Annotated in this window: 17 protein-coding genes; 5 read left to right on the forward strand and 12 right to left on the reverse strand. The window is 63.9% G+C overall.

Annotation, left to right across the window (positions count from 1 at the left end; genetic code table 11):
- Positions 1-322: 322 nt before the first annotated feature.
- The 11 genes from K3756_RS13770 to K3756_RS13820 form a co-directional block, all read right to left on the reverse strand.
- A complete protein-coding gene (locus K3756_RS13770; RefSeq protein ID WP_259988321.1) occupies positions 323-2530 on the reverse strand; it encodes a xanthine dehydrogenase family protein molybdopterin-binding subunit in 2208 nt (735 codons plus the stop codon).
- On the reverse strand, positions 2527-3510 hold the full coding sequence (locus K3756_RS13775; RefSeq protein ID WP_259988323.1) for a xanthine dehydrogenase family protein subunit M: 984 nt from the start codon (positions 3508-3510) through the stop codon (positions 2527-2529). The genes K3756_RS13770 and K3756_RS13775 overlap by 4 nt, the downstream gene beginning before the upstream one ends.
- Entirely contained in the window at positions 3507-4022 is a 516-nt protein-coding gene (locus tag K3756_RS13780) for a 2Fe-2S iron-sulfur cluster-binding protein (RefSeq protein ID WP_259988325.1), read from the reverse strand. Before K3756_RS13780 ends, K3756_RS13775 begins: the two co-directional genes overlap by 4 nt.
- Positions 4023-4162: 140 nt before the next feature.
- On the reverse strand, positions 4163-5107 hold the full coding sequence (locus K3756_RS13785) for a YihY/virulence factor BrkB family protein (protein WP_259988328.1): 945 nt from the start codon (positions 5105-5107) through the stop codon (positions 4163-4165).
- 66 nt (positions 5108-5173) lie between these two features.
- Positions 5174-6484, reverse strand: a complete 1311-nt coding sequence (locus tag K3756_RS13790; RefSeq protein ID WP_259988330.1) for a DUF3618 domain-containing protein — start codon at positions 6482-6484, stop codon at positions 5174-5176.
- Positions 6477-6872, reverse strand: a complete 396-nt coding sequence (locus K3756_RS13795) for a phage holin family protein (RefSeq protein WP_259988332.1) — start codon at positions 6870-6872, stop codon at positions 6477-6479. Before K3756_RS13795 ends, K3756_RS13790 begins: the two co-directional genes overlap by 8 nt.
- Positions 6865-7377, reverse strand: a complete 513-nt coding sequence (locus K3756_RS13800; protein WP_259988334.1) for a hypothetical protein — start codon at positions 7375-7377, stop codon at positions 6865-6867. The genes K3756_RS13795 and K3756_RS13800 overlap by 8 nt, the downstream gene beginning before the upstream one ends.
- 413 nt (positions 7378-7790) lie before the next feature.
- Complete coding sequence (locus K3756_RS13805; protein ID WP_259988336.1) at positions 7791-8336, reverse strand: SRPBCC family protein; 546 nt, start codon at positions 8334-8336, stop codon at positions 7791-7793.
- 255 nt (positions 8337-8591) lie between these two features.
- Entirely contained in the window at positions 8592-10145 is a 1554-nt protein-coding gene (locus K3756_RS13810; RefSeq protein ID WP_259988338.1) for a GTPase family protein, read from the reverse strand.
- On the reverse strand, positions 10132-11202 hold the full coding sequence (locus tag K3756_RS13815; protein WP_259988340.1) for a YcjF family protein: 1071 nt from the start codon (positions 11200-11202) through the stop codon (positions 10132-10134). The genes K3756_RS13810 and K3756_RS13815 overlap by 14 nt, the downstream gene beginning before the upstream one ends.
- Before the next feature lie 89 nt (positions 11203-11291).
- Positions 11292-12119, reverse strand: a complete 828-nt coding sequence (locus K3756_RS13820; protein ID WP_259988342.1) for an alpha/beta fold hydrolase — start codon at positions 12117-12119, stop codon at positions 11292-11294.
- A gap of 48 nt (positions 12120-12167) precedes the next feature.
- Between K3756_RS13820 and K3756_RS13825 the strand changes: the two genes are divergently transcribed.
- The gene (locus tag K3756_RS13825; protein ID WP_259988344.1) at positions 12168-12479 is read left to right on the forward strand and encodes a helix-turn-helix transcriptional regulator; all 312 of its coding nucleotides are present in this window, start codon (positions 12168-12170) and stop codon (positions 12477-12479) included.
- A 29-nt stretch (positions 12480-12508) separates the two neighbouring features.
- Here K3756_RS13825 and K3756_RS13830 read toward each other — a convergent pair whose 3' ends face one another.
- Complete coding sequence (locus tag K3756_RS13830) at positions 12509-14245, reverse strand: hypothetical protein (RefSeq protein WP_259988346.1); 1737 nt, start codon at positions 14243-14245, stop codon at positions 12509-12511.
- A gap of 198 nt (positions 14246-14443) precedes the next feature.
- Between K3756_RS13830 and K3756_RS13835 the strand changes: the two genes are divergently transcribed.
- The 4 genes from K3756_RS13835 (at position 14444) to K3756_RS13850 (ending at position 18374) form a co-directional block, all read left to right on the forward strand.
- Entirely contained in the window at positions 14444-15322 is an 879-nt protein-coding gene (locus tag K3756_RS13835; protein WP_259988348.1) for an AraC family transcriptional regulator, read from the forward strand.
- A gap of 116 nt (positions 15323-15438) precedes the next feature.
- Positions 15439-16398 (forward strand): alpha/beta hydrolase, encoded by a 960-nt coding sequence (locus K3756_RS13840; protein ID WP_259988350.1) that lies wholly within the window; start codon positions 15439-15441, stop codon positions 16396-16398.
- Between the two features lie 66 nt (positions 16399-16464).
- On the forward strand, positions 16465-16992 hold the full coding sequence (locus K3756_RS13845) for a nuclear transport factor 2 family protein (RefSeq protein ID WP_259988352.1): 528 nt from the start codon (positions 16465-16467) through the stop codon (positions 16990-16992).
- A 50-nt stretch (positions 16993-17042) separates the two neighbouring features.
- Positions 17043-18374, forward strand: a complete 1332-nt coding sequence (locus K3756_RS13850) for an adenylate/guanylate cyclase domain-containing protein (RefSeq protein WP_259988353.1) — start codon at positions 17043-17045, stop codon at positions 18372-18374.
- The last annotated feature ends 23 nt before the right edge of the window (positions 18375-18397 follow it).

Raw genomic sequence — 18397 nt, forward strand, 5'->3', positions numbered from 1 at the left:
ACCGACCATTTAGGTTAGCCCCGCAACAGTGATGTTGTAGTCGCGCGGGGGGATCAATCTGCCAGGATGGGCCCCTTGCGCGACGCTCACGCTCTTTCGAACGCCGTCACGTTCGCGTCGGGGGCGGTCTCAAAGCCAGTTAATTCATCGTTGTGGGGTCAGACCGGGCAAAACTGCCTGTAAATTCCACAGGTGTGCTGTCAACTGCCTAAAATTTCGACCGTTCCGGCAAGGATCGCAGCCAAGCTGCGCCGATACGGTCAGTCACTTCGCACCAAGGCACGAATGCCTTGGCCACGTGTTTTACGGTCAACGGGGCGGATCAGCCGTCCATTTCGGGCAGGTCCGGCAGGATTTTATCCAGCGTCGCAGGATAGTCGCGCACGCGCACACCCGTTGCATTGAAGATCGCGTTGGTGATCGCAGCCCCTGCGCCCGAAATGCCCAATTCACCCACGCCCTTGGACTGGATCGGATTGGCCCAGGCGTCACGCTCTTGCAGGAACATAACATCAAGCTGCGGGACATCCAAATTGACCGGCACATGGTATTCCGCCAGATCATGATTGACCACGTGGCCGTCGCGCGGATCATGCACCAACTCTTCGGTCAGCGCCGCGCCAATGCCAAAGATCATGCCCCCGTGGCATTGCGACCGCGCGGTCTGTTCGTTCAGGATACGGCCCGCCGAAAAGACGCCGAGCATCCGGCGCACGCGTGTTTCGCCGGTGACAGCATTCACGCCAACCTCTGCAAAATGCGCGCCGAAACCGGCTTGCTGCACGGTCTCGCTGCTCTCGCCCGGCTCGATATGGCCCACTGCCGCAATGTCCTGCTCAAGCGTGTCGGACAGGCTGCGCTGCACATTCGCAGTCGTGACGGTGCCGTCCTTCAGCGTCAGATCCGAAGGCACTGCATCCAGCGTCGCCGCAATATCGGCCCGCAGCTTCTGGCAGGCCAGAAAAACGGCAGATCCGACCGATCCTGCCCCCCATGACCCGCCCGAACCCGACCCCGATGGGAAATCGCTATCGCCGAGTTTGACCGTGATGCTTTCCACCGGCAGGCCCAGCATTTCACCGGCGATCTGCGCCAGAATGGTATAGGTGCCGGTGCCGATATCGGTCATGTCGGTCTCGACCGTCGCGGTCGCATCGCGGTGCAGCGTGACGCGGGCCCTCGCCTCCATCAGGATGTTGCCGCGCGCGGCGGATGCCATGCCATACCCGATCAGCCATTCTCCTTCGCGGCGGCTGCCGGGCGTTGTGGGGCGTGCGCTCCAGCCGAACCGCTCGGCCCCTTGGCTCAGACACTCCGCAAACCGCCGCGAAGAAAACTCCTTGCCGTTTTCGGGGTGCGTGTCGGGGATATTGCGCAGGCGCAAGTCCACGGGGTCAATGCCCGCCTTGTGGGCCAATTCGTCCATCGCATTTTCCAACGCCAACATGCCCACCGCTTCGCCCGGCGCACGCATGGAGCCTGCGCAGGTCCGGTTGACCCGCGCGATATTGTGCCGGTAGGCGCGGTTCTTGCCTGCATAAAGAAAATGCGTGGCCAGTGCCACAGGCTCGCTGAACGTCTCGCCCGGCAGGTTCGACACGGTGGCGTCATGCCCCACGGCGGTCAAATCCCCGTCCGCGGTGGCGGCCAAACGCACCCGCTGCAAGGTCGAGCTGCGCCGCATCGTCGCCTCGAACACCTGCTGGCGGGTCAACACCACACGCACGGGCCGATCCAACTCCCTGGCGGCGATCGCCGCGGCTACAGCCTCAGGCGCGAGCCCCAGTTTCGAGCCAAATCCGCCCCCGACGTAAGGGGCCAGCACACGGACGTTTTCGGGCTTCACGCCCAGCGAATCCGCCAATTCGTTGCGGTTGTAGTTTAACATCTGCAGGGATCCCCACAGGGTCAGCTGCTCACCGTCCCACTTGGCAACAGACGCATGCGGCTCCATTGCGGCGCTGTTTTGCGACGGCGTGGTAAAGCTGGCGTCCACGGTGAAGGCGGCATCGCGCATTGCCGCGTCGATGTCGCCTTGATCGATCTGTTTGGCGTCCGGGCGATCGATATGCGCGGCCCCGTCCAACGGATCTGTCACCGCGTCGCCTGCCTCATCGTAGGTCACGGCGATGTTTTGGGCCGCAAAGCGCGCGTTCTCAAACGTATCCGCCACGACCAGTGCGATGGGCTGGCCGAAATAGGCCACATCGCGCGGGCCCTGCACGGGCGCTTCGTTTGCTGTGCCTTGCGCGGGATTGCGCAACAGCCGCTCATCGGTGATGACCGCCAGAACACCGGCCATCGCACGCGCCGCCGCTTCGTCGATGCTGCGCACGCGGCCCTTGGTGATCGTCGCGCGGACAAGGACGCCCACCGCTTCGGACCCGTCACCGAATTCGGCGGCATAGGGCGCCTGTCCGGTTACCTTCAGAGGCCCGTCGCGGCGCGGCGTCTGCGTGCCAATCACATTTTGCGCCATATCGTCCAGCACATTGTCCTGCTGGCCGTCCATTTTCAGATGAGCGTTCATTGATCTGTCTCCGTCGCGGTGCGCAACACGGCCTTCAGCGTGCGGCGGGCCAGCGGTATCTTGAAATCATTGCTGCCGTATCCCTTGGCATCGGCCAGCAGAATATCGGCGGCGCGGTCGAACACCTCCTCCGACGGGGCCTGCCCTTGCAGCGCCTCTTCCACCGCGCGGTTGCGCCACGGCTTTGTGCCCAATCCGCCAAACGCCAGCGCGACATGGGCGATCTTGCCCGCGTCCATCCGCAGCGTCGCCGCAACGGATACCAGCGCAAACGCATAGGAGGCGCGGTCGCGCACCTTGCGGTAGATATGGGTCGCAGGCACCGGAGCCGGCAAGACGACCGCCGTGATCAGATCACCGGGTTGCAGGACCGTCTCCACATCGGGCGTTTCGGCGGGCAGGACATACAGATCGTCCAGATCGATCTGGCGCTGGGTGCCGTCCGCGGCCTCTACCTCGACCACCGCGTCCAACACCATCATCGCAACCGCCATGTCGGAGGGATGCGTGGCGATGCAGTGGGGGCTCGTGCCCAGCACCGCAAGGATGCGGTTGAACCCGCCCTGCGCCTGACAGCCCGTGCCGGGCGCACGTTTGTTGCATGGCATCGCCGTATCATAAAAATAGCCACAGCGCGTGCGTTGCAGCAGGTTGCCGCCCGTCGTCGCCTTGTTGCGCAGCTGGCCCGATGCCCCGGCGAGCAAAGCGCGCGACAACACTTCGTAATCGCGCCGCACGGTTGCATCGGCCGCAAGATCGCTGTTGGTGACCAAGGCGCCGATCCGCAAACCGCCCGCGTCGGTGGCGGTGATGGCGTGCAGGTCCAACCGGTTGATGTCGACCACCGCGTCGGGCGTCATGACCTCCAGCTTCATCAGGTCCAGCAGGTTCGTGCCGCCCGCAATGATCGTGCCACCCGCGCGTGCGCGCGACGTGGCATCGGCGGGGGCGGCGGCACGGGCGTATTCGAACTGTCTCATTGGGCCTCTCCCGTTGCGGCGTCACGGATCGCCTTGACGATACCGGGATAGGCAGAACACCGGCACAGGTTGCCGCTCATCCGCTCCGCGATCTCCTCTTCGCTCAGCGGCATATCCCCGGTCAGCGCATCGGACACATTCGACGGCCAGCCGTCTTTCATCTCGTCCAGCATCGCGGTCGCCGAACAGATTTGCCCCGCGGTGCAGTACCCGCATTGAAACCCGTCGTGCTTTACGAAAGCGGCCTGCATTGCCGAAAGGTCGTCGGGCGTGCCCAAACCCTCGATTGTCGTGATCTCGTCGCCGTCATGCATGCACGCAAGCGTCAGGCAGGCGTTGATGCGGCGGCCGTTCACAATCACCGTGCAGGCGCCACACTGGCCGTGGTCGCACCCCTTCTTGGTGCCGGTCAGGTCCAGATGATGGCGCAGCGCGTCGAGCAGGCTGGTGCGCGCATCAGCCTCGAGCGTATGGGTATCGCCGTTGATTTTAAGGTCTGTCTTGAGGGTCATGGGATACCTTCGGGTTGGGATGGGATTATGCACGGCACAAGCGTCGGGGGCTGCACCGCAACGGATCTTCGAAAAATGCGGAACAGGTCAGCTTGTGAGCGGGCGGCACCACAGCGCATCCGCGCGGCGGATGGGCCGCCTCACACGGTCGCCTCGCCCAGATTGTCTGCCTTTACGGCGTCGCGCTCGCCCATCGGCTCTTCGCCTCCGACGGTCGTGTCGTGGCGGGTCTGCGCTTCCATTTCCGCGTTCAACTCTGCCCCCAACATGATGATGAAGGCCGACAACCACATCCACATCAGCAGCACGATCACACCGGCCAGTGCGCCGAACGTCTCGTTATAGGTACCGAAATTCGCGACATAAAACGCAAAGCCCGCCGATCCTGCCGCCCAGACGACACAGGCCGCGACCGCACCGGGGGTCAGCCAGCGCCACTCCGCGTCATCGCGCGACGGGCCATAGCGGTAGAACAACGACAGCGCCAGCAACGTCAGCGCCGCAACCAGCACCAGCGCCACGGCACCTAGCGCCCAGTCCATCACAACGCTCGTCTCTTCCAGTCCGATGACCGTCGGCAACCCGCCGATGGCAATCAATCCGATGATTGCGCAGACAATCGCCAGCACCGTCAGCGCCAGCTTGACCGCATTCAGCGTGAAAAAGCCGCGCGTTTCTTCTTCGTCATAGGCGACATTCATGCCTTCCATCAGGCTGCCAACCCCTTTTGACGCGGAATAGATCGCAAGCAGAATGCCAAAGACCACGGTCAGGCCCAAACCGCCTTCACGCGACCCGGCCACTTCCTCGGCCTGCTTGGTGATGATGTTGAGCACCTCCGCAGGGACGACACCCTCCAGCTGCTGCATCATCGATACGATCTGCGGCGGCTGCACCAGCAGCCCGCCGAGAGCCATAACGGCAGTGATTGCGGGAAACAGCGCCAGCAGCCCGTAGAACGCAACACCGGCGGCGATCAGGCTCACGTGATCCGCCGCGATTTCGTCCTTTACGCGCCATGCGATATCCTTCCATCCCTTCATCGGGATTTCGGACGGTGTCTCGGCAGTGCGACCTCGCGCCATGGGCTGTCTCCTGTCTTGCATGCAAAAAGGGCCACCCGTTTGTCCGGATGACCCCGTGTTTCAGGCTCAGCTGGCCTTGATCGACTTGCCCAGATCCTTGTCCTCGGCTTCGGACTTTGTCTTGTCGGCGATCTTGCCTGCGGCATCCTTGGCGCGGTCGGCAACGGTCTCGACGGCGGCTTTGCCACGTGCGTCGATCTCTTCCTTTGCGTCCTGCGCCATCGCCTTGGCCTCATCGGCCACGGATGACGCAATCTCGCGCGCCTTTTGATGCTCTTCGTCCAGAACACGCTGGGCGCGGCGGACCAAACGGTCGCTTTGCTTGCCGAATGCCGCGTCTTCTTGCTGGGTGCGTGGCAATGTTGCCGCCGCGGCCGCCCCGATGGCAAAGGCAAGCGCCCCGAAGGCCAGCGGCTGGCGCCCATAGGCTTCCGATGTCTGATCGGCAGCGGCACGCGCGCCGTCATTCGCCGCCTCCTTGGCCCGCACGGCAGCCATGCGCGCGCGGATCACACGGTCACGGGCTTCTTCGGACAGGGTTTCCGTCCCCTGAGCGAGACGCGCCCGCATACGCTCGGCCCGCACGCGGGCCTGTTCGGCGGCCGATGACGCCGAGGCACCCACCGATGATGCCGCTCCGGCCACACTGTCGCGCACTGATCCGGCAGCACCGGCTACACCGTCACGTACCGATCCGGCCCCGGAAGCGACACCGTCGCGTGCAGAGGCCGCAGCCCCGGCAACGCCACCGGCAGCTTTGGAAGCGCCGTCTTTGACAGATCCCGCAGCGCCGACAGCACCGTCTTTGGCAGACCCTGCAGCACCGACAACGCCATCTTTCGCGCGGCCTGCGGCGTCTGCGGCGCCGGACAAACCGGACCCGACTGCACCCGCGGCCGACGATGCCGCCCCTTTGGCGCTCTCCCAGTATGACCCGTCATCGACGTCGAGATCGTCGTCATAAAGCCAATCCATTTTCGGATCGTCATCGTCGTAATACGCTGCCCGCAGATGCTGCGGCGCAGGACGCGGCGTGCTGAAATCGCTCGGCGCCTCAGACGCGCGGCGCGGCGCGCGGTCGTACCCGTCATCGCCCGACCGCGAACCCGCGGCCTTGGCCACCGGATCGGCACCCTTGCCAAACATCAGCCACGCCAGACCGGCACCCACAAGCGCCACACCCAGCGGGTTCTGCTTTACGGTCGCGCTGACATTGCGGGCGATTTCGCCACCGTTGTCACGCAGGTGTTCGGATACTTGCTGAACGACGCCATCCACGGAAAAGCGGTCCTGAAGGGTGTCGATCGTGCCCGCCATCTCCTGGCGCTCACGTTCGATCTCGCGTTCGATTTCATCAGGGGAACGTGTATCAGACATTATAGCTTTCCTTTACGGCTTCGGCGTCGCGCTTGATGTTCTTGGCGGTGCGCGTCGGGGCCAGACTGTTGAGTTTGAGATCATTGGTGCCTTTCGCCATCATGCCAAAGGCAATCAGACCCAGCGCACCCCCCACGATGATCGCGGCCCAGCCAGCGGCGATCCCTGCCTCGGCCAGAGCGGCGATCAGGGCTGCGGCAAGCACGTTGAGGGCGACAAGGGCCACCACAACCGCACCGACAAGCAGACCAACCGCCACGGCGGCACGGGAAATGTTCTCGTCGATCTCTGCACGGGCAAGATCGACTTCCTTGCGGACAAGCGAGCTGACGCTTTGCATCAGGTCTCCGACAAGGGCGGATGCGGGTTTGCTTGATTGATCAGCCATTGTCGGTCTCCATGGTCGGGATATTGGGGTTGTAAGCGGTCGAATGGGCCGAGCCGCGCGGCGATTGCATCGCGGTGCCGGACGCGCTGTGGCCGCCGTGTTGTGGCGCCTCGGACGCCTTGGCAAAGCGCGACACTGCAAAACCCAGAAGGGCTGCACCGCCGAGGAAAGCCACCGGGTTCTTGCGGGCGAAGTTGCTCGCTACGCTGGCGATGTCGGACACATTCTGGCCCTGAACGCTGTCGGCCATATCGGCCAGGCCGTTGGCCAACATGCTGAAGGTGCTGCCTTGGGGGGAGCCGTCGCGCACTTCATCCGCGGCGCGGCGCAACGCGGCGGCAGTGTCGTGCATTTCGCTGGCCAGCCCGTCCTTGGCGGCCTCGGATTTCGCGGCGACTTTCGCTTTCGCGGTGCCTGCGGCGTCCTTTGCCATGTTCGATACGGTATCTACCGCGTCCTCGGCATGTCCCTTCAGCTCTTCGGCTGTCTTTGATTGCGATGACATCGTTATCTCCTTGTTTTCGGGGTGCTTCCGGCGGACCGGTGCGCAAATTCTTGAAGGTGCGGATGGCGTTTTGCCGGTGGTGCCTATTTGCAGGGAAACCCGTCCGTTCAACCTATGGAATCACGAAGCCAACGGATGACACGTCAAAATAGTTCCCCCCGCTGCGCAGAAATCTGGACCACCTGGTGAAAACGGCACGGGACACTTTGAATACGGCGGGCAAACACGCAAAAACCGCACCATTCCACGGTGCGGTTTCTGGTAAGGCCGCCAAAGGCGCGACGAGGGGACCGCCCGTCTGCGCTACCACGCCAAGGTCCGCCGGGTGTGGCACGGCAAAGCTGCTCAGGCCTGCTCACACGTCGGTCCGCGGCCGGATCACATAAGTGTGGTTGATCTAAGCCTTCGGGCCGTCAGACCCGGGTGATGCGCCCGCCCTCGCCGCCCAGATCCTTGGCCAGCGTCGCCATACCCTTGTTCATCATGCCCAGCATCATGGTCGGGAACATGTGGCGCATCGCGATGCCTTTGAGGTTGAAATACTGGTGCCACGTCATCAACACGCCGCCGCGCCCGTTTGGCGTAATTGCCATCAGCGCAAGGTGGTCGGTGATCGGCATCATGAAATTCTTCACCTCGTAGGTATAGGCATTGGGCGCATCCCAGTAATGGATCGTCTCGTAAAGCGTGCCCATGCCATTGGTATAGCACTGGCGCTTTGATCCTTCGCCCCAGTCGCCCGCATCCTGCGATGTGGCGTGATCCAGTTTACCGCCCTTGAGCAGCGGAAACCAAGCCGCCATCTGCGCGGGCTCCGAAATGCGCGGGAAAAGCACCTCCGCCGGAACCGCGAAATCGAACGTCCCCGCCATCCGCAGCGGCGCCTGAGTGATCCGCCGGACCTCGTTGCGTTCCAGCTCTTTGACGGTGGATCCCGTCGGATTGGACATGATGTTCATCGCTTGTCTCCTTATCTATCTAACCAGTTGGTTTCTATGAGCCGATACCGCACCGCCCGCGGTACCTTCTGCGAAAACACCCGAGTTATCTGCACGGGCATCGCTCGCACTCAGACGACATTAACCAACTGGTTAGTTAGAGTCTAGATATTCCTCAGGCCTTTCATTCCGCCACCCCTCCGTCATCAAACATGCGACTGCGCAAGCGCAGGGCGCCATCCCTGGCGCCGCGGCGACAAAAGACCGATGTTTGGCCTATTCTTCGCTGTCCGGTTTGCGCCTGTCGCCAAAGATCGACAGCCCCGCCGCAAGCCCTTTTTTCGCCCGTGCCGCCTCCGACCGGATTGTGCTTTTGGCGGATGTGTGGCGCAGGCGGTTGCGCTGTGCCATCAGCGCATCGGCAGACCGCCCGACGATGCGTGCGCGCAACCGCTCGACGTTCCATTCCGGCGATGTCAGCACCACGGGCAGGGTCAACTCACCGTCCACCCCGATATCGTTGGAAACCGCCACCACAATGTCGTGCACCTTCTGCATCGCATGATCGGTCAGGAAGTTTTCCGCAAAGGGCCATCCCTCCAGCAGCGCGTCGATAAACGGGATGACCACAACCAGCGGCGGCATCCGGCGCTCGGGGTGCGCGGCGAAAAATGCCCGCAACGCGTCAATGGCCGCGCGGTCAATCTCGCGCGCGGGGCGATTGGCCCGCACCGTCCACAGAATCATGTCCGCGCGCAACAATTCGTCCTGCACCGCCTGTGCGACACGCGCCGACCCATCAAGCCCCGGCATATCCAGCAGCACAACCGGCAACCCGTCCAGCGAGGTCTCATATGTCTGCGGCTTGTCCGTGGTCGGCAAAATATCCGTCTCCGCGACCTCGGTATTGAGGACCGCGTTGATGAGGCTCGATTTGCCGGAACTGATCTGCCCCGCCACCGCCAGCCGCAACGGAGCGTCGGGCGTGGCAAGCCGCCCACGGTCCTCGGCCCCCGCCGCCTGCCGCATCTGCAACAGCTCCGCATCCGAAAATCGCAGCCGACCGGAATACAGATCGACCGCGGCCACCGCGACCTCCTCCAGAATAAGTGTCTGGACCACCGCAACACCCTCGTTGCTGACGAAAGACGCGTGGCCTTCCGCAATCACGCCCTCGATCTCGCGCAGGATCGCAACCGGCAACGATTTGACGAGCCGGAACACGCGCCACGCCTGCATGCCGTGGCGTTGCACTCGGCGCACCTGTTCGCGGTGTTGCCACAGCCAGTACAGCGTGCCGATCGAAATGCTGTCGGCGAATGGCATCCGGTCGCGCAGATCGCTGCGCAGCCGGTCGGACACGCGCGCGACCAGCAACAGCGCCTCCGGGCCGCTGAAATCCAGCACATCCTTGCCCTTGCGCCCCGATGCCCGTGCCACCCGGCGGATCACCTCCAGCGCGAGCGGCTGCATATCGGGCCACGGCACCGGCGCTGCAGTGGCCTCTTCGATAAACCCGCGCGTATCCTCGAAAACCTTGCGCTCTGTCGCGGTCCAGTCCGGATCGACACGGGCGCGGATGCGCGTAGGGGGCGCATTGTCGCTCTGGGGGGCCTGTCGCCGCCGCCACCAGCCGACGGTCAGCCGCGACAAGGCGACACATGCGCCAAACCCGATGGAGATACCGATAAACGGGATCAGCAGATCGCGCTCGACCAGCCAGATAAACCCGAATACGCAGGAAAAAACCAACGGCAACACAATCGCCAGCACCGGAAGCAACCGGTCCCACCGCAGCAGGAACGGGCGCAGGCGATCAATCAGTCGCATCCGACGAAACCCTGAAGGCGCGTGCGTAAATATCTCTCAGGCCCTGCTCATCCACGCCGCGCCCTTTCGACTTCCAGTAAAGATAGTAGGCCGCGGCCCGGCCCAACGCATAGGTCGTCGCGAAACTGATGGAACCCGACGCCGCCGCCCCCACGGTTTGACCGTAGACGGGAATGAATTTCGCAAGCTGGCGCACCCCGAAGCTTGCCGCAAAGCGGGCGCCGACGCCTGCGCCCATCGCGCCCAGAAATGCAGCCGTCGTCGCGCGGTCCCACGCCACGCCATAGCGTTTGCCCAACTCGCGCAGCATGGCCAGCTGCAACGTCGGCACCGACACCGCCCCGATCAGCGGGGCGATATCGCTCGAGGCTGCCGCGCCGGCATAAAACAACACCCTGCGCCGCGCGTCCTGAAAGGCCTTTCCCTCTTGGTCGCTGACCTTCTGGCGCTCCAGCAACAGACCCGCCGCAGGCAGCGCATCCAGAAGATGCGCGCGCAGCTTGTCCAAACCCGCCTCGTCCGGATCGGCTGCGGGGGCGAGCACCACCTCGGCCACCGGCAAGTCTCCTTTCACCGCCGCGCCCATCGTGTCCTGCACCCTGCGGGCCGCGCGGCGCCGGTCTTCCGGCAGCGGGACGAGATCACCCCCCGTCAGTACCAGAATGGCCCGCAACCCGCGGTCCTTTTTCGCGATGAACGCCAACGCATCGGCCACCACCCCCTGCACCGGATCATCCAGACGGCACACCACCAAAACGACGTGACTGCGCCCCAGACAGACGGCCAGATCCTCGGACGGGTCATACCCCGCCTCCCCCAGACCGCGTGTATCGAGAAACCGCAGCAACGGTGCGTCGGGCGGAAAATCATAGCTCTGGGCGGTGCGGGTGCAGGGCTTGAACCCGTCGCCGACGTCGGCGTCGGTCTGACCGGTAAGCGCCCGCACAAGCGACGATTTGCCCGCCCCCGTCTTTCCCAGCAGCCACACCACCGGCACCGCCTCGGGCGGCAGGGTCTCCGGCGCATCCGCTTCCTTGTCTTTCCAACGACCGATCATGCCAGCAGGCTCCGGCGGAACGCACCCAAGTGCAAGCACTATCTACATAAAGCGGGTCAACGGGCGGTCCTGCACGCGGGCGCGCGGGATCAGGCCGCGTCGCCGGTCGCGATCTGGTCAAGAACGGCTGCCACAATCGCCTCTGGCCTGTCTTCCTGCACCAAATGCCCCGCGCCCGGAACGTGGCTGCAATCCGCACCCGAAATCAGGGACGCCAACGCTTCCCCCTGCGCCGCAGGAATCCACGTATCCTGCTGTCCCCACAACACCCGCACGGGGCATCCCATCGGGCCCAACAGGGGCGCAATCTCGTCGGTATAGGCCTGATCCATCTGGGCAATCTGGCGGTAAAACGCGGGCTGACCGATCTCACCGGTCCACGGCGCGCAATAGATCTCGAGCGTTTGCGCTGGCAGCGTTCCATACGCCGCCGTCTGCAGATAGGCCTCCAGCAATGCGCGGTGCATATAGGCGGGCATGCCCGCAAACGCCGCTTCATGCTGGCGGACATGCTGCACGAAAGGCGAGCCCCAGGGCGCCAGCGCGACCGCATCGAAGATCGTCAACGACGCATACTGCAACCCATCCAGAAAATGACCGCGCAGCACCGTCGCCCCGCCAAAATCATGCGCAACGACGTCAGGCCGGTCGAGCCCCCATTCCCCGAACAATGCGGCCAAAACCCTGTTCTGCACGCCGAGGGATACATCCTGCCCCGCCTTCATTTCGGACTGCCCGTAGCCCAACAAATCATAGAAATACACGGTCCGCCTGTCGGTCAGATGCGGCACGATCCGTCGCCAGACCTGCGATGAGAAGGGCGTTCCGTGAACGCACACCAGCGGCGGGCCCCTGCCCAGCCGACCCCACCGGACCGCGTTGCCTTCGAAATCAAACGTATGTGGGAGTGCAAGCATTTCGGGAATCACATTGTCATTTAGCTAATTGACGATATGATTAAAGCCATGGACAGATCAACACAAATCAAAGCGATGTCGAGCGCGGTGCGCCTGCGCGTGCTCAGCCTGCTGGCCGAGCCGCAAAAGCATTTCGGCCATCAGTGGTCCGCCGATGCGGTCGAATTCGGCGTATGCATGACGATGATCGCCGACGCGCTCGGCGTGGCACAGCCCACGGCCAGCAGACACCTGGAAATCCTCAGGCAGGCGGGTTTCATTACCGTGCGCAAGCACCAGAAATGGTCCTATTGCAAGCGCGACACCGCAGCGATCGACGCCTACCTCGGCTGGCTTCGCAACGAATTGCTGTTGGAATAAAGCCTCTGCCCGCTCCGACTGCGCCGCGATCAGCGACAGCCGTTCTCCGGGTCAACCGCACAGGCCACACGGCGCAGCCGGTCGGCAAAACGCCTGTCGCGGCGAAAGCCCTCCCGCCCCCGGTCGTATTCCCGCGCCAGTATGATGCACCCGTTGCCCACGCCCTCCAGACAGGCCCGCAGGTTCGCCAATCCGTATATCGAAGGATCGCGCGTGTTGTAGCCGACAAGCCGCTGACACCCCAACACATCACCCAGATCGCAAGCCCGCCCGGCAAGCGCGGTCGCCTTCGCCTCATCCACGCCCACGTAGTTTCCGGTCAAAAACGCGCCCGCCAGCGCGGTGCAGCTTTCGGACGCCCCAAGATCACACCCGCGTTGCCACGCAGGCAGGAACAGGTCCGGGCGCTCCAGGTCTCCGCGCCCCGACTGGCTGTGCCCGAACAGGGTGCACCCGCGCGCGTCACCGGCCTCACACAGACTTTGCAAAATCGCTCCCGACGTTTCGGTGTCGGCCATGCCGTCGTGGTGGCCCCAGTCAAATCCGCGCCCTGCCAGAGTGATGTAGGTATCGGCGAGCGCGGCGCAGGCCGCGTAATCCGTATCTTTGCACGCGCGGGCAAGACGGCGAATTTGCCCATGATACCGGGGCTGGAACAAAAAGAGCTCGGGCGTCATCACCGCCTCGAAGACGCGACGCCCCGACCGGTTGGCGGCCGACATGGCCTGCGCCTCTTCCCAACTGGTCGCCAGACGGGCGTGGGGGCGTGGCATGGCCGCCTGACACTTTGCGCTGTCGTATTCAAACGTGCAGGCATCCGCCGCCTGCGGCGCATCGCCGGGGCGACCGGCCCTTCGACAGGCCGTCGCATCGCCCAAATCGCATCCAGCCTCGAAAAGGGCCTGCGCCGCGTCTTTCTGCGTGCGCTTGCGCTCACCCAGCCATGCACAACTTTGACCGTGGCCCAGATCGCAACCGGCCTGCAAAACGCCATCCTGCTCCGCCGCGTCGGGCTCCGGCAAATCAAAGGCATCATAGCGGGGAAACGCGCGCCGGATCCCATCGCCTTGGGCAATGCGGTAACGCGTGAAACAGGCCGCCCCGTCACCCGCCGCGCAGCCTTTGCGGGCCAGATCACGCGCCCGCGCCCTGAACGCCTCCGCCCGCTCCAAATCCCGCGCAACAGGCGCGGCTTCGGATTCCAGCCGACCCGCCAGATACGCACAGGCCCGTGCATCGGCTTTGTCGCAGGCCACCTCGAACGCGCCGATGAGCGGCTCACGCTCAGGACGATAAATGCCCAGATCGACCTCCTCGATCAATCCATGACACCCCGCCATAAGGCCGCGGATGCAGGCAAGCTCGAGCGTCACCGCCCCGACGTCCGCGTCAATCCAGACCCCGTCGCCACGGCGGTACATCTCGCCCAGCACGAGGCAATCGCGGGCCTGCCCGGCAATGCACCCCTGCCGGTGCCGGTCGGCGGTCGCGCGCCTTTGCGGTTCGAAATCCTCCCCCGCCTGCGGGGTCAACACCTGCGCCTCGACGGTCTCAAGCGCCGCGATACGGCGGTCATCGCGGTGTCGGTCGCGCCGCGCGGTGCGCACCTGCGCCTGCGCCAGCACCCTGTCGAACTCGGCGCGCGACAGATCCGTGGCGTCCAACCGAGCCAGCGCAGGCCACGCATTGAAAGGCGGCCGTTCCTGTGCCTGAACGGCACCGGCACCGGCGAAAACCAAAGACAAAAGAACCAGAAACAGCCGCATCGTAACCCCGTTGTTTGGCCACACCAAACCGCGCAAGGGTGTCACTATTGAGGCAAATACGCGCCAAAAACGGCACAGATGCCGCCCCGGCAGGGCTCTGGCCCCATCGCCCCTCGCAATTGCGCCGGTACCATCGAAAACCGCTCGCAGCCCCCTAAATCCTTGAACAGCGCACCCACAGCCATAGCGAGACCGTTCATGCCACGCCGATACGCCGAGATTTACCCCTCCTCGCCGCTCCTCAACAGCGACGCGATGGAACATATCTCGGCCGCGGCGCTCATGTCGGTGCGCTACTTTCAGGCCGAACCCGATATCATGCCCGAGGAAGTATTCGGCGAACATCACGTCCTGCTCAACCTGTGCGACACGCCACACCGCGTACAGAACCGGCGCGACGGACAGCTGCGGGATTTTACCTTTCACAAGAACGAAATCGTCGTCACCCCCGCCGGTATGAAATCCGGCTGGCGCTGGTTCGCAAAATCCGATGTCATCGTGGTGACACTCGATCCCGAAAGGGTGAAAAAGTTTGCCCAGACCGAACTGGGCCTCATCCTCGACGCACAGCAATTTGCCGATCTGCCGCAATTCAGCGATGCGGATCTCTGTGCCGCGGGGGTCATGCTGCGCGACGCGCTCGAGAATGACGATCTGACCTCCGGTGTCATGTTCGAGGCCATGAGCCGCGTTCTGCTGGTCAAGCTCTTGCAACGCTACGGCCAGCGGCGCCCCGAAGATCTGGCGCTTTCCGCCCGCTTTACCTCGGATCACTACGGGCGTGTTCTGGCCTACATCCGGGCCAACCTCGACCGCACCATCACGGTCGATGATCTCGCCACGCAAGCGGGCATGTCGCCATCGCATTTCGGACGGGTGTTCAAGGAAACGCTGGGCGAGACGCCGATGCAGTATGTGCTGGCCTACCGGATCGAACAGGCGATCGAGATGATGAAGGATCCCGCACGCGCCCTCGGTGGCATCGCGCTGGACTGCGGGTTCGCCGATCAGGCGCATTTTTCGCGCAGCTTCAAACAGGTCACCGGCCAGACCCCGCGCCAGCACCGGCAAACCTGATCCCGAGCGGTATCGTGCAAAAACTGCGCAGTCCGGTACAATAAATCCCGCCGCCAGCGCCGTATCTCTTTTGTCATCGGGCCAAACGCCCCCCACCTGACACAGGAGAGACTGACATGAAAAACTTCGCCCTCACCACCGCCGCCTTCTTGATGGCCTCGACCGCGGGCTTTGCACAGATCGAAACCCGCACCGTCACTTTCGAAAACGAAGGCGCCACTCTTTCGGGCACCCTGTATCTCCCCGAAGGTCACGACGGCTCCGCCTTGCCCACGGTCGTCGTGACCGGCGCATGGACCTCCGTCGAAGAGCAGATGCCGCGTGTCTATGCGCACGAAATGGTCGAACGCGGCTTTGCGGCCTTTACGTTCGATTTCCGCGGATGGGGCAAATCCGGTGACCTGCCGCAGAACGTGCGCTTTGTCGAAAGCCCCCGGGCCAAGACGTCGGACATCCGCGCCGCCTTTGACTTCGTGGGCACCCTGCCCGAAGTGGACGCCACCCAAATCAACGGTCTGGGGATCTGCGCGTCTGCGGGGTACATGGTCGATGCGGTTTCGGGCAACGCGCAGGTCAGGCGGATCGGCCTCGTCGCACCGTGGCTGCAGAACGAAGAACTCGTCAACGCCGTCTATGGCGGGCCCGACGGTGTGCAAAGCCTGATCGAGATTTCGCGCGACGCGCAGGCCGCGGGCGGCCAGATCATCCCCGCTGCCGGTCCCGAAGGCGCGCAAGGCGTGCTGATGCCCATCGGTGGCTACTACTTCGAAGAAGACCGCGGCGCGATCCCGGCCTACGACAACCAGTGGAACAATGCAGGTTGGGAAGAGTGGCTAACCTATCATCCCGCAGACCACGGTCCGCAGCTGACACAGCCACTGGCCATCGTGCACTCCGACGCAGCGGCCATCCCGCAAGGCGTGCGCAGCTTTCTGCAGGGCTATGCCGGTGACGCCACGCTGCGGATGCTCGAAGAGGTGACGCAGTTCGACTTCTACGACACCCCCGAGGACGTCGCCCGCGCCGCCGATACCGTGGCCGCCCATTTCGCCGCCCCCACCGGCACAGACAGCTGAGCCAGACCGCAGGGGCACCCGCGCCCCTGCGCATTCTCCCCCAATCACGCACAAAAGGATCTTACCATGACACGTTTTCTCGCCACCACCGCCTTGATCGCTACCACCCTTCCCGCCTTCGCGACACAGCCGTTGCCCCCCGCAGGCGCGCCGGACACGGCACAGATCACAACCCTCGTATCCTCCATTCCGCTCGCGGTGGACCGTGCCGCCTACGATCTGGCCGAAGCGGCCTTCGCTCCGGAAATCATCATCGACTACACCAGCCTCTGGGGCGGCGAGCCCACCACGATGACACCCGCCGAACTGATGACCGGATGGCGCGGCATCGTGCCCGGTTTTGACGCGACATGGCATGAACTCGGCCCCGTCAGCGTGACAATCGACGGAGATCTGGCCACAGCAACCGCAAGCGTCGACGGCCGCCACTGGATCGGCGATGACATCTGGCGGCCCATCGGCACCTATCACTGGGATGTGGCACAGCTGGACGGTGAATGGCGCGTCACCCGCATGGTCTTTGACATGACCGCCGAAATCGGGGACCGCGCGCTGGCCGCACAAGCGATGGAAAGGGCGGCCGCCGGCAACTGATCACATGTGGCCATTGCGCCGGCTTCGGTGATAGCTTTCGAGGAAACGACATGACAAACGCTGCACCCGACGCCTTTGAAACCCGATCACAAGACCGACTGACGCGGGCCGAACAGACCGGCCTGCGTCTCGCGCTTGCGTGCCGCTCCGCCATCACCGGTGCGGCCTTTGCCTGGTACGTTCTGGCCGCGTTTCTCTTTCCCGAAGTCTCGCCGCGGACCGCGACAATCGCGGTTCTGCTTGCCTTTACAATGGTCGGGGTGGTGCATCTGGCGATCATCGGAACACGCTATGACCAACGGTGGATCAAATACGCGGTCTATGCCCTCGACAGCTTTGCCATCTGCGCCGCTTTCGCGCTCGTCCCGATCAGCCGCGCCGCCGACATCCCGCAAATCATCGCCTTCCGCGCCTACGGTATCTATTTTCTCTTTCCCCTGCTGGCGATGTCCTGCCTCAGCCTGTCGTGGCGGCTGGTGCTGTGGACCGGGGGCGCGATCATTCTGGGCTGGTGGGCTGCTTTCACATGGGTCGTGGCGCGCATGGACAGCACCCTGTCGTGGGCCGACATCCCGTCCCATGCACAGCGCGACGACTACGTGAACACGTTCCTCTCTATCGATTTCATCGGGCGCGGCAACCGGATCGAGGAAACCGCCATGATCCTCTTTGCCGCCCTCGCGCTGGCCATTGCAGTCTACCGGGCGCGGGCGGTGTTCTTCGCGCAGGTCGCAGCAGACCTCGAGTGGCGACAGGAACGGGCGCTGCGCGAACGGGTGTCGGGCCTTCTGGGCAAATACGTGCCCGAAGCGATTGCCCGCAAACTGATCGCAGATGACAAACCGCTCAAACCCCAGCGCGGCCACGGCACGGTCCTCGTGATGGACATCGCCGGTTTCACCGCCTATTCGGCCCTGCACCCGCCCGAAGTGGTGATTGAAACGCTCGACCACTTCCTCGCGGATGCCGCACAAAGCGTATCGAACACCGGCGGCATCGTCATTTCCTACATCGGGGACGGGTTTCTCGTGACCTTCAATGCCCCGCTGGCCCTCGACAGGCCCGAGCATCACGCCGTCAGCGCCGCGATTGACCTGCTCGATATCGCCAAAACGCATGGCTTTGACATTCGCATCGGTCTGGCCAGCGGCGATCTGGTGACAGGGATCATCGGCAACGATGCGCGGCAGTCCTTCACCGTCTACGGCGACGCCGTGAACCTCGCCGCGCGGCTCGAAGCGCAGGCCAAAACGCTCGGCGCGCGCATCTTGGCGGATGAGGCCACGTTTACAAACGCGGACCACGCTGGCCGACTGCAAAGCCGCTCAGAGGTCAGCATCAAAGGCCTCGATTCCGCTACCGCGGTGTTCACACTCGGTTGAGACGGGCAAGCCCCCGGTCAGCG

Source organism: Sulfitobacter sp. S190 (assembly GCF_025141935.1).
Lineage (GTDB): Bacteria > Pseudomonadota > Alphaproteobacteria > Rhodobacterales > Rhodobacteraceae > Sulfitobacter.